This is a genomic window from Streptomyces adustus (assembly GCF_009377175.1).
Taxonomy (GTDB): Bacteria; Actinomycetota; Actinomycetes; order Streptomycetales; family Streptomycetaceae; genus Streptomyces; species Streptomyces adustus.
Genome location: NZ_VJZD01000085.1, coordinates 21,938 through 34,977, shown reverse-complemented (window position 1 = coordinate 34,977; position 13,040 = coordinate 21,938). Strand labels below are relative to the sequence as shown.

Sequence of the window (13,040 nt, the reverse complement as noted above, 5' to 3'; positions counted from 1 at the left end):
GCGGGGTGGCCCGGGCGGGAGAGCCGCATCGCGTGGCGGGAGAGGAGAGAGGTGAAGCCCGGGAGGCCGGAGGGGAAGCCGCCGCCCACGATGACCACCTCGGGGTGGAGAAGTTCCGCGGCCGAGACGATCGCCGAGGCCAGCACCGCGCATGCCTCGTCCACCGCCACCACCGCCCAGGACAGCCGCCGCTGCCACGCCTCGCCGAGTTCCGCGTACGTCACCGGCGCGTCGCGCAGTTCGGCCGCGCGGCGCAGGATCGCGGGGCCGGAGGCGCGGGACTGCACGCAGCCGCGCCGCCCGCAGTCGCACCGGGCGCCGGCGCGGTCGACGACGACATGGCCGAGCTCGAAGGAGCCGCGGGCGGGGCCGGGACACAGCTCCCCCGCCAGGACGCTGCCGCCGCCGATGCCGGTGCCCACGCCGACGTAGAGCACGTCGGCCAGATTCGCCGCCCGCGCCTCGGCGAGCGCGGCGAGATCGCCGTCGTCGGCCACGGCCACGCCCGTGCCGGGCAGCATGCCGCGCAGCTGGGCCGCAAGTGCGAGGCCCGCCCAGGCGGGACGGTTGGGCCACGCCGTCACCCGGCCCTGCGCATCCAGCGTGGCGGGCATGGCCACGCCCGCCGCACGCAACGGACCCGGCCAGTGCCGCCGCAGCGCCGCCAGGCAGTCGGCCAGCGCGCTCATGTCCGCACCCACGTCCGCACCGGGCGTCCAGCGGAAGCCGGCCGAGTACGGCTCGGCCCCCTCCCCCTCCACCCGGACGGCGACCTTGGTGCCGCCGATGTCGATACCGAGGAATCCCGAGATACCACTCATTTTCGCGAGTCTCGCCAGCCTTGCCCATCCCCCGGCAACCGCGCACCCACCGACCCGGCCCGACCCCCCTATTGCCGCCCTCACTTCGGGCTTCGAGCGGCCACTGCGCGCCCACCGGAAAATTCGGGGCCCTGCGGACCCTAGCCTCACGGCATCCCTCCACCGTCCTGCCGTCCCACGAGGAGATTTCCGCGATGAACCGTCAATGGCTCTTCGTCCGCCTGCCCAACCCGATGCAGAGCAGGCCGGAGACCCACGCCATCCGGGTCATGACCACGATGGCCGGTGGCCTGGTGGGCCATCTGCGCGCCCAGGACCCGGACGCGCTGTGGGAGTTCCGCCGGCCGAACGCCGCGGGCCAGGGGGATCTCGGACTGTGGTTCCACTCCTTCGAACCCGTGCTGAAGGAACTGGAGCGCAGACTGCTCGCCCACACCTCGACCTACAACTGGCCGATGATCAGCGGGACTTACGCCCCGGAGACGGCCAAGTACCAGACCCCGCACACCCTGCGCATCGCGCATCGGCTGGCCACCCGCTCCAGCTCGTTCGCGCTGGAACTGCTCCTGGACGGCGCCCTGGATGCGGCGCAGCGCCAGTCGCTGGCCGTCGCGCACCTGTGGCAGATCAGCCGGCTCGTGCCCGAGCGCGAACAAAGCGCCTTCCTCTTCCACTTCTGGCAGTTCGGCGCGGCCGGCCTGGACCCGGCGGACCGGGCGCAGGAGGCGGCCGAGGCGGACGCCCGCGCCGCCGCGCCGGCCGGGGCCGCGCGCGTCCCCGGCGATGCGGCGCTGTGGGAGTGCTACCTGTCCTCGGTCCGCGACGCCGTCGCCACGGCCCGGGAGGACGGCGTACCCGTCAACTTCCTGCTGTACGACCACGTCCTGCTCACCCACGAACGGCTGGGCATCCCCGCCCGCACCGGCGCCCGGGCGGCCCGCACGATCCGCTCGGCCCTGGCCGCCGGCACCCCCGTGCCGACGCCTTTCACAAGTTTCCCGGGCGTCATGCCCCTCCAGTCGGCCTGACGAAAGGACACTCCTTGACTGCTACGACTGCTACGACTGCTGCGGCCGGCGTCGCGTGCATCGACGTCGACCTGGGTGAGCGTTCGTACCCGGTTTATATAGGCGCGGGCGTACGGCATCGGCTCACCGGCATCCTCGCCGGGCTCGGCGCCCGCAAGGCCGTGGTGGTCTCCGCCCGGCCCCGGTCGCTGCTGCCCGACACGGGGCTGCCCACACTGCACCTGCCGGCGCGCGACGGCGAGGAGGACAAGTCGCTGGCCACCGTGGAACGGATGTGCCGGGACTTCGCCGAGTGGGGGCTCAGCCGCGCGGACGCCGTCGTCTCCGTCGGCGGCGGCACGACGACCGACTCGGTCGGGCTGGCCGCCTCGCTGTACCACCGCGGGCTCCCGGTGGTCCATCTGCCGACGACGCTGCTGGCGCAGGTGGACGCCAGCGTCGGCGGCAAGACCGCGGTGAACCTGCCGCAGGGCAAGAACCTGGTCGGCCAGTACTGGCAGCCGTCCGCGGTGCTGTGCGACACCGACTTCCTCGGCACGCTCCCCGAGCGCGAGTGGCGCAACGGGTACGGGGAGATCGCCCGCGCGCACTTCATCGGGACCGGCGACCTGCGCGGGCGGCCGCTCGTCGAGCAGATCGCGGCGAGCGTGGCGTGCAAGGCACGTATCGTCGCCGCGGACGAGCGGGACGCCTCGCTGCGGCACATCCTCAACTACGGTCACACGCTGGGTCACGCCCTGGAGCGGGCCACCGGTTTCGCGCTGCGGCACGGTGAGGCCGTCGCGATCGGCACGGTCTTCGCCGGCCGGCTGGCGCAGGAGCTGGGCCGCATCGGGCAGGCTCGGGCCGCCGAACACGAGGAAGTGGTACGGGACTACGGGCTCCCGCACCGGCTGCCGGCCGGTGTGCCAGACGCCGAACTGGTCGCGCTGATGCGGCTGGACAAGAAGGCGATGACGGACCTCTCCTTCGTACTGGACGGCCCCCGAGGCCCCGAACTGGTTGCCTCCGTGCCCAAGGAGGTGGTGCGAAGCGTCCTGGCGCGGATGCCGCGCGAGGACTGAGCCGGGTACGGCGAAGAGCTCGCTCCCCGGGTGCCGGGGGGGTGGGCTCTTCGCCGTACCCGGCCGCACCCCCGGATCACGGGGGTGCGGCCCCTTTGGCTGCGGTCAGGCGGCCGCCGTGGCCCGCAGGGCCGTGCGGGCCCCGTCGAGCAGGGACCGTACGGCCTCAGGTCCCGCGGCCGTTCCGTAGACGTAGAAATCCGGCCTGATCAGGGCTGTGGTCGCGGCCGCGGCGGTCAGGAACGGAAGGTAGACGTCGTCGAGGTCGACCACCTCGCCGGGGGCCGTGCGGGCCGGGTCGGTGCCGGACGCAAGGATGCGGACGATGCGGGTGCCCAGGCCCGCGAGGTAGGTGAAGTCGGCTTCCGTGAGCAGGAGTTCGGGGTCCTCCGTGGTGAGCAGGACGAAGCCGAGGCCGACGATGTCGTCGAACAGGCCGCTGCGGTTGCCCTGGGCGATACGGGCCTGCGGGGCGAGGGCGCCGGCGGGTTTGGCGGGCCGGCCGTTCGGGGCGTGGTGCAAAAAGCCCTTGGTCAGCGGTTGGAGCGGGGAGCGCTGCGGGGGCGCGGTGCCCGCCGCCGCGGCCCGCTCTGCCGCCGCCTTCATCACCAGGTCGCGGTCGGCCGCCGCCTTGGGGTCGGTCTGGCAGATGATCCGGCCGAGGTTGACCGACATGGTGATGGCGTGTCTGACGTGGGTGCGGCGCTCTTGTGTGTAGTGGTCGAGGACTTCGGGCCCGGCCTGCCCGGCGAGCAGCGCGTCCAGCCGCCAGGCCAGCGCGCCCGCGTCCCGGAATCCGGAGGACATGCCCTGGCCGGCGAAGGGCGGCATGACGTGGGCGGCGTCGCCCGCGATCACCAGTCGGCCGCGGTGCCACTGCTCGGCCGAACCGGCCCTGAAGCTGTAGACGTGGTGGCGGCGCAGGGTGGAGTCGGCTGGGGAGACGTCGAAGAGCTTCAGCAGCTCCCAGCAGCTTTGGGTGGTGTTGAGTTGCTCCACCGTCTCCCCCGCCAGCCGCATGAACTCGTAGCGGCGGTTGCCGGGGCCCGCGGACACCGAGGTGCGCGGGCGGGCCGGGTCGCAGATCTGGAGGTTGTTGGGGTCGAAGGTGCGGCCGTCGTGGTGGACGACGTCGCAGACCAGCCAGTCGTGGGAGAACCCGAGGTCGGTCATCTCGGTGCCGATCGCGCGGCGCACGAAGCTGTTGGCGCCGTCGCAGCCGACGACCCAGGAGGCGCTCAGGAGCAGTTCGCCGCCGTCGGGGGTGGTCGCGGTGACGCGGACCGTGCCGCCCGGCGTACTGTCCTCGTCGATGCGGACGACCTCGTGGCCGCGGTGCACGGTGATGTTGCCGTGCCCGGCGCCGCGTGCCTCCATCTCGGCCTCCAGGGCCGGCTGGTACATCGAGGTGGACTCCGGCCAGCCGGCCAGCTTCCGCTCGGCGCCGTCGATGTGCAGCAGGACCTGGCCGTCGGCGTTCTGCCACAGGTATGCGCCGGAGGGTTCCCCGATCCGGCCGACGAGCCCGCCGATGCCGGCCGCGGACAGCGTCCGCGCGCCCTCGCCGTCGAAGGCCACGGCGCGCGGCATGGGGTACGCCTGCGGCCAGCGCTCGACGACGGTGACGGTGCGGCCGCGGTCGGCGAGGAGCAGCGCGAGCAGCTGGCCGACGGGGCCGTAGCCGACGATCAGGACGTCGCAGTGCGCGGGCATCTCAGGCACCTTCCTCGGCGGCGAGCTGCTCCTGGAGGAACTCGGCGACGTAGGCGGGGGTCGGGTAGTCGAAGAGCAGCATCGGGCTGAGGGTGAGGCCGGTGGCCTCGACCAGCCGGTTGCGCAGTTCGACGGCGCTCAGGGAGTTGAAGCCGACCTCGAAGAAGGGGCTGTCGCCGTCCAGTTCGTCGTCGAAGGTCTCGTCGGGGTTCTGCTCGGTGCGGGCGGTTTCGGCCTGGGCCGCGACCAGGTCGACGAGGTGGGCGATCTGCTCCGGTGCGGACAGTGCGGCAAGCCGGGCCACCAGGGCGTGCCGGGTCGCCTCCAGTGCGTCGGCGCCGGGGTCGGTGGCGGTCCCCGTCTCGGGGATGCTGATCGTCTCGGTGGTCACTGCGTTGGCCTCCAGCCAGTAGTCGCGGCGCTGGAAGGCGTACGTCGGCAGGTCCACCCGCCGTGCTGTTGTGTACAGCGCCGTCCAGTCGATGGGGACGCCCCGGGTGTGCAGCCCGCCCAGCGCGGTCAGGGCGCTGGGCGCGTCGGGGGCGTCGACGCGCAGGGCGGGCAGGAAGACGGCGCCGTCATCGCCGGCGTCCAGGCAGCCGGGGCCGAGCGCGGAGAGCACCGCGGCGGGACCGGACTCCAGGAAGGTGGCCACGCCCTGGGCGCGCAGGGTGCGCACGGCGTCGGCGAAACGGACGGTGCCGCGGGCGTGTTGCACCCAGTAGTCGCAGGAGGCGAGTTCTTGTGGCGTCGCGGGCGCTGCGGTCAGGGTGGAGATGACGGGGATGCGGGGCTCGTTGTAGGACAGCTGGGCGGCGACCTGCCGGAACTCCTCGAGGATCGGGTCCATCAGGGGCGAGTGGAAGGCATGGCTGACGGTCAGTTTCTTGGTCCGGCGGCCGAGTTCGGCGAAGTGCGCGCCGATCGCCGCCGTCTCGGCCGCGGCGCCCGAGACCACCACGGACCGCGGCCCGTTGACGGCCGCGATACCGATGCCGTCGGTCAGCAGTGGCAGCACCTCGTCCTCGGTCGCCTGTAGGGCGATCATCGCGCCGCCCGCGGGCAGGCCCTGCATCAGCCGGCCGCGGGCGGCCACCAGCCTGGCCGCGTCCGCGAGCGACCACACCCCGGCGACGTGGGCGGCGGTGAGCTCGCCGATGGAGTGCCCGGCCAGGGCGTGCGGGCGCACGCCCCAGGACTCGTAGAGGCGGTACAGCGCCACCTCGATGGCGAACAGTGCGGGCTGGGTGAACTCGGTGCGGTCCAGGTCGCCCTCGCCGTCGAAGACGACGCCCTTGAGCGGGGCGGGCAGATGCCGGTCGAGTTCGGCGGCGACGGCGTCGAAGGCCTCAGCGAAGACGGGGTACGTCTTGTACAGCTCGCGTCCCATGCCGACGCGTTGGGCGCCCTGTCCGGTGAACAGCACCGCGAGGCGGCCCTTGGTGCGGCTGCCGCGGGCCGCACCCGGCAGCGAGAGCGTGCCGCCCTCGGCGAGGGCGCGGACCTTGGCGCGCAGGGTGGCGGTGTCGTCGCCGACGAGTACGGCCCGCTCGTCGAAGGCGGTACGGGTCAGTGCGAGGGCGTGCCCGAGGTCGTACGGATCGGCGGGGGCTTCTGCTGTGTCCAGGAAGGCGTCGAGCCGGGCGGCCTGGGCGCGCAGGGCGTCGGCGCTCTTGGCGGACAGGGCCCAGGCGACGGGTCCGGCGGCCCGCGGGGAGGCGGGCCCGTCGGCGGGCTCTGGTGCGGCCTCCTCCAGCAGCACGTGCGCGTTGGTGCCGCTGATGCCGAACGAGGACACGCCCGCCCGGCGCGGGCGCCCTTCCTCCCGGGGCCAGGGGCGGGCCTCGGTGAGCAGTTCGACGGCGCCCGCCGACCAGTCCACCTTCGGTGTCGGCTCCTGCACGTGCAGCGTCTTGGGGAGCTGTTCGTTGCGCAGCGCCAGCACGGTCTTGATGACCCCGGCGACCCCGGCGGCGGCCTGCGCGTGCCCGATGTTCGACTTCAGGGAGCCGAGCCACAACGGGCGCCCCTCGGGGCGGTTTTGGCCGTACGTCGCCAGCAGCGCCTGCGCCTCGATCGGATCGCCCAGGACGGTGCCGGTGCCGTGTCCCTCCACCATGTCCACGTCGGCGGGCGTCAGGCCCGCGTTGGCGAGGGCGGCCCGGATGACCCGTTCCTGGGAGGGGCCGTTGGGGGCGGTCAGGCCGTTGGAGGCGCCGTCCTGGTTGACGGCCGAGCCACGGACCACGGCGAGCACGGGGTGGTTGTTGCGGCGCGCGTCGGACAGCCGCTCAAGGAGCAGCACGCCCGCGCCCTCGGCCCAGTTGGTGCCGTCAGCGGACGACGAGAAGGCCTTGATACGTCCGTCGGGCGCGAGCGCTCGCTGCGCGGCGAAGCCGACGTACGCGTCCGGCGTGGCCATCACGGCGAGCCCGCCGGCCAGCGCCAGGGAGCACTCGCCGCCGCGCAGCGCCTTCACGGCCAGGTGCAGGGTGACCAGCGAGGAGGAGCAGGCGGTGTCCACGGTGACGGAGGGGCCGGTCAGGTCGTACAGGTAGGAGACCCGGCCGGAGAGCACGCTGCCGGAGCGGCCCAGGCCCAGGAACGCCTCGACGCCGTCGGGGAGTTTGCGCACCCCGCTGGCGTAGTCGTGGTACATCAGGCCCGCGAAGACGCCGGTGTCGCTGCCGCGGACGGTGTGCGGGTCGATGCCGGCCCGCTCCAGCGCCTCCCAGACCAGCTCCAGCAGGATGCGCTGCTGCGGGTCGGTGCCGAGGGCCTCGCGTTCGGAGAGTCCGAAGAAGCCGGCGTCGAAGGCGCCCGCGCCGTGCAGGACCCCCGCCTCCTTCACGTACGTGGTGCCGGGGTGGCCGGGCTCGGGGTGGTAGAGGCCGTCCAGGTCCCAGCCCCGGTCCGTGGGCAGGGACGTGACGGCGTCGTGGCCGCCGTCGACCAGGTCCCACAGCTGCTCGGGCGAGCTGACCCCGCCCGGCAGCCGGCAGGCCATGCCCACGATGGCCACCGGCTCGCGGGTGGCGGCGTTGATCCGTTCGTTCTCCCGCCGCAGCCGCTCGTTCTCGGTGACGGACGCGCGCAGCGCCTCGACGAGTCGTTCGTCGGAAACAGTCATGATCTTCTCTCCCGGTCCGAGACCGAATCAGTGGGCCGTGCCGCTCAGGGCGCGCGCCACGAGGCTCTCCACGTCCATGCCGGCGATCAGCTCGTCCGCCGTCCCGGCCGGCGAGCCGGACGGTGCCGTCGCCTCGCCGCTGTCCTGCGGTGCCGGCGGCACCAGCGCCTCCTCCAGCCGCCGGGCGAGCGCGGTCGGCGTCGGGTGGTCGAAGACGAGGGTGGCGGGCAGCCGTACGCCCGTGCGGGCGGCGAGCTGGTTGCGCAGCTCGACCGCGGTCAGCGAGTCGAAGCCCAGGTCCTTGAACGCCTGGTCCTCGGCCACCTGGCCGGCCCCCGCCAGGCCCAGCACCGCGGCGGCCTGTTCGGCGACCAGGTCGAGCACCACCTGGTGCCGCTCCTGGGGCGGCAGAGCGCCCAGCCGCTCGGCGAGGGACTGAACGGCCCTGGCCCCGGCCGCCGCCCGCGCGGGCCTGCGGGCCGGCGGGACCAGCGCCCGCAGCACGGCGGGTACGGCGTCCGGGCCGCTGCGGCCGCGCAGGGCCGCGAAGTCGAAGCGGGCCGCGACCAGCGCCGCGTCGGGGGCGTGCAGCGCGGCGTCGAAGAGGGCCAGTCCCTCGTCGCCGGCCAGTGCCCGCATACCGCTGCGGCTCATCCGCTCGCGGTCGCTGTGCGCGAGCAAGTCCTGCATGCCGCCGTCCTGTTCCCACACGCCCCAGGCCAGCGAGGTGGCGGGCAGCCCCAGCGAGCGACGGTGCTCGGCGAGGGCGTCCAGGTAGGCGTTGGCGGCCGCGTAGTTGGCCTGGCCCGCGCTGCCGACGGTGCCGGCGAGGGACGAGTAGAGCACGAAGGCCGCGAGGTCCAGGTCACGGGTCAGCTCGTGCAGATGCCATGCCGCTTGCGCCTTCGGCCGGAACACCTTCTCCAGCCGCTCGGGGCTCTGGGCCGCGATCACACCGTCGTCCAGCACACCGGCCGTGTGCACGACCGCGGTCAACGGCCGCTCCACCGAGGCGATGAGCGCCCGCAGGGCCTCACGGTCGGCGATGTCGCAGGCCTCGACGCGCACCACGGCACCCAGCTCGCCCAGCTCGTGCACGAGTTCGGCCGCACCTTCGGCGGCGATACCCCGCCGCCCCGCCAGCAGCAGGTGTTTCACCCCGTACGAGGTGACCAGGTGCCGGGCGAGGAGGGCGCCCAGGGTGCCCGTGCCGCCGGAGATCAGGACGGTGCCCTCGGGGTCGAGGGGCCGGCCGGCCGGCGCAGCGGTGGCGCCGGCGCGGGTGAGGCGCAGGGCGGCGACCGTCGCGTCACGGATCACCAGTTGCGGCTCGCCCACGACGGCCGCGGCGGCGATCCGCCCCGGTGCGACACTGTCGTCGGCGTCGACGAGGACGTACTGTCCGGGGTTCTCCGTCTGGGCGGAACGCACCAGCCCCCATACGGCGGCGGCCGCGGGGTCGGCGGCGTCGGCGCCCTTGGTGCGCAGCACGAGGGTCGACTCGCAGCCGGCGGGCCAGGCCTGCACCAACTCAAGTGCGCGGCCGGCGAGTTCGAGGGCCCGGGCGGGCCCGTCCGCCGCCTGGGCCTCGGTGAGGTCGGCGATGACGACGGCGGGCAGGTCGCTGCCGAGCCCGCTCAGGTCGGCGCCGGTCACGACGAACGGCACGTCCTCGGCGCCGACCGTCACGGGCGTGCGCTCGATGCGGAACAGGGCGTCGAGCGCACGGGATGCGCCGAAGGCCTCGGGCGACAGCGGGCGGGTGACGAGGGCGCCGATCGAGGCGACGGGGGCGCCGGTGTCGTCGGCGATCTCCAGCGCGACGCCCTCGGCACCGGCCGGGGCCACACGCACGCGCAGCGCGCTCGCACCGGAGGCGTGCAGGGCCACCTGGTTCCAGGCGAACGGCAGCAGGGTCTGCCCGGTGTCCGCGCCACGCAGGACGCCGGCCTGGAGGGCCGCGTCGAGCAGGGCGGGGTGGATGGCGAAGGCCCCGGGTTCCTGTCCGTCCGGCAGGACGACCTCGGCGTACACCTCCTCGCCCTCGGTCCATACGGCGGTCAGGCCCTGGAAGGCGGGTCCGTACTCCAGGCCGGCCGCTCGCCGGCCCTCGTAGAAACCGTCGAGGTCCAGCTTCCGGGCCCCCGCGGGCGGCCAGAGCGAGAAGTCGAACTTCCCCGCCTCACCGGCCTGTTCGACGAGCGTGCCGGTGACGTGCCTCGTCCACGGCGACTGCGGCCCGGCGTCCTGCGCGAGCGAGTACAGGCTGACTGCGCGCCGCCCGTCCTGCAGTGCGCCCACGACCACCTGGACGCGCACCCCGCCCGAGGCGGCAAGCACCAGCGGAGCCTCGATCACCAGCTCCTCGATGGTGCTCGCGCCCGCCTCGTCACCGGCCCGCACCACCAGCTCGACCAGCGCGGCGCCCGGGACGACGACCGTCCCGGCCACCGCATGGTCCGCCAGCCACGGATGGCTGCGCAGCGACAGCAGCCCCGTCGCCAGCACCCCGTCCGACTCCGGCAGCCGCGTGATCGCACCGAGAACAGGGTGGCCGGCGGGGGCGAGACCCAGCGAGACGGCGTCGGAACGGGTCTCGAGGTGGCGCAGCCAGTACCAGTCGCGCTGGAAGGCGTAGGTCGGCAGGTCGACCCGGCGCCCACCCGGCGCGAGCGCGGCCAGGTTGGGGGTGACTTTGGCGGTGAAGAGCCGTCCGGCGGCAGTCACCGCGGCCTGCGCCTCGGGGACGTTCGCGCGTTGGAAGGGCACGAACAACGAACCCTCCGCGCATTCCTGCCCCAGCGCGGTGAGCACGCCGGCGGGCCCGGCCTCCAAAAAGACGGTGACGCCCTGCTCGTGCAGCGAGGTGATGCCGTCGGCGAAACGGACGGCATCACGGACGTGGCGGACCCAGTACTCGGGAGAGGTCAGCTCGCCCACGGTCGCGGGCTTTCCGGTGACGTTGGAGACGACACCGATGTGCGGCTCGTGGTAGGTGAGAGTGGCCGCGATCTGCCTAAACTCCTCCAGCATCGGGTCCATCAGCACCGAGTGAAAAGCGTGACTGACACTCAGACGCCTGGTCTTGCGGCCCAGTTGGGCGAAGTGCGCACCGACCGCCTCGGCCTGCGCCTCGACACCCGAAATCACCACGGAGGTCGGCCCGTTGATGGCTGCGATACCGATGCCGCCGGTCAGCAGGGGCAGCACCTCGTCCTCGGCCGCCTGCACGGCGATCATCGCGCCGCCCGCAGGCAGCGCCTGCATCAGCCGGCCCCGCGCGGCCACCAGCCGGGCCGCGTCCGCAAGCGACCACACCCCGGCAACGTACGCGGCGGTGAGTTCGCCGATGGAGTGCCCGGCCACGAAGTCCGGCTTCACGCCCCAGGACTGCGCCAGCCGGAACAGGGCGACCTCGACGGCGAACAGCGCGGGCTGCGTGAACTCGGTGCGGTCCACATCACCCGCACCCTCGAAGACGATGTCCTTCAACGGGACGGGCAGGTGCCGGTCGAGTTCGGCCACGACCTCGTCGAAGGCGGCGGCGAACACCGGGTATGTCGCATACAGCTCGCGTCCCATGCCGACCCGTTGCGCGCCCTGCCCGGTGAACAGCACCGCCAGGCGGCCGCCCGCGGCCGCCTGGTCCTCGTCCGTGACGAGTGAGCGCAGCCCGGCCACCGCCTCGGGCAGGTCGCCGGCGACGACGCAGGCGCGGTGGTCGAGTGCCGCGCGGCCGGTCGCGAGCGAGTATGCGACGTCCGCCAGGACGGGCCGCTCGCTCTCCAGGTGGTCGGCGAGCCGCTCGGCCTGCGCCTTCAGCGCCGGACCCGATCGGGCCGAGACCACGAACGGCAGCGGGCCGGTGAACTCCCCTGTCTCCGCGGCGGGTTCCTCGGCGGGTGCTTCCTCGATCACCACGTGTGCGTTGGTGCCGCTCACCCCGAACGAGGACACACCCGCGCGGCGCGCACGGCTCTCCTGCCGGGGCCACGCGCGCGCCTCGGTGAGCAGCTCCACCGCACCCGCCGACCAGTCCACCTTCGGCGTCGGCTCATCCACGTGCAGCGTCCTGGGCAGCACCTCGTGGCGCAGGGCCATGACCATCTTGATGACGCCGGCGACGCCGGCGGCCGACTGCGCGTGTCCGATGTTCGACTTGAGGGAGCCGAGCCACAACGGGCGGTTCTCCGGGCGGTTCTGGCCGTATGCGGCGATGACCGCCTGGGCTTCGATCGGGTCGCCGAGCGCGGTGCCGGTGCCGTGCGCCTCGACGGCGTCGACGTCGGCCGGGGTCAGCCGGCCGTCGGCCAGGGCGGCCCGGATGACGCGCTGCTGGGAGGGGCCGTTGGGGGCGGTCAGGCCGTTGGACGCGCCGTCCTGGTTGACCGCCGTGCCGCGGATGACGGCGAGCACGGGGTGGCCGTCGCGGCGCGCATCGGAGAGGCGTTGCAGGAGCAGCAGGCCTGCTCCCTCGGACCAGTTGGTGCCGTCGGCGGCGGCCGAGAAGGCCTTCGCGCGGCCGTCCCTGGCCAGTCCGCGCTGGCGGGAGAACTCGATGAAGCCGTCGGGCGTGGCCATCACGGCGACGCCGCCGGCGAGGGCCATCGTGCACTCGCCGGTGCGCAGGGACTGCGCGGCCAGGTGGATGGCGACCAGGGAGGAGGAGCAGGCGGTCTCGACGGTGACCGCGGGGCCCTCCAGGCCGAGGGTGTAGGAGACGCGGCCGGAGGTGGCGCTGCCGGAGTTGCCGATGCCGAGCATGCCCTCGACGTTCGGCGGGATGTGCTGCCCGATGGGGGCGTAGTCGTGGTGCATGACGCCGGTGAAGATGCCGATGCTCTGCCCGCCGAGGCCGGTCGGGTCGATGCCGGCGCGTTCGAAGGTCTCCCAGGAGGTCTCCAGCAGCAGTCGCTGCTGCGGGTTCATGGCGAGGGCTTCGCGCGGGGAGATCCCGAAGAAGCCGGCGTCGAAGGCGCCCGCGTCGTGCAGGAATCCGCCGTGCCGGGCGTAGGAGGTGCCGGTGTGGTCGGGGTCGTCGTCGAACAGGGTGTCCAGGTTCCAGCCGCGGTTGGCGGGGAACTCGGTGATGGCGTCGGTGCCGTCGGCGACCAGCCGCCACAGGTCCGCCGGTGCGGTGACCCCGCCGGGGAGCCGGCACGCCATGGCGACGATGGCGATCGGCTCGTGCCTGGCGTCCTCGGCCTCGCGCAGCCGGCCGTTGGCCCTGCGCAGGTCGGTGAGCGCCTTCTTGAGGTATTCGCGGAGCTTGTCCTCACTGCTG

4 protein-coding genes and 1 pseudogene are annotated in these 13,040 nt (G+C 73.7%); 2 read left to right on the top strand and 3 right to left on the bottom strand.

Going from position 1 to position 13,040, the window contains the following annotated elements:
• Positions 1-821: ROK family protein (locus tag FNH09_RS21525; RefSeq protein ID WP_152890414.1), on the bottom strand; the 821-nt coding region annotated here is incomplete at its 3' end.
• Between the two features lie 194 nt (positions 822-1,015).
• On the opposite strand from FNH09_RS21525, the gene FNH09_RS21520 reads away from it, so the two are divergent.
• Together FNH09_RS21520 and FNH09_RS21515 are read left to right on the top strand one after the other, a co-directional pair.
• On the top strand, positions 1,016-1,849 hold the full coding sequence (locus FNH09_RS21520) for a lantibiotic dehydratase C-terminal domain-containing protein (protein ID WP_152890413.1): 834 nt from the start codon (positions 1,016-1,018) through the stop codon (positions 1,847-1,849).
• A 14-nt stretch (positions 1,850-1,863) separates the two neighbouring features.
• Positions 1,864-2,913, top strand: coding sequence for a 3-dehydroquinate synthase family protein (locus FNH09_RS21515; protein ID WP_152890411.1), 1,050 nt, complete (start codon positions 1,864-1,866; stop codon positions 2,911-2,913).
• A gap of 105 nt (positions 2,914-3,018) precedes the next feature.
• On the opposite strand, the gene mhpA is transcribed toward FNH09_RS21515, so the two are convergent.
• Both mhpA and FNH09_RS50225 read right to left on the bottom strand, forming a co-directional pair.
• Positions 3,019-4,626 (bottom strand): bifunctional 3-(3-hydroxy-phenyl)propionate/3-hydroxycinnamic acid hydroxylase MhpA, encoded by a 1,608-nt coding sequence (gene mhpA, locus FNH09_RS21510; protein ID WP_152890410.1) that lies wholly within the window; start codon positions 4,624-4,626, stop codon positions 3,019-3,021.
• Between the two features lie 22 nt (positions 4,627-4,648).
• Positions 4,649-13,003: pseudogene (locus FNH09_RS50225) on the bottom strand (SDR family NAD(P)-dependent oxidoreductase); the annotation flags it as partial.
• Positions 13,004-13,040: the final 37 nt, after the last annotated feature.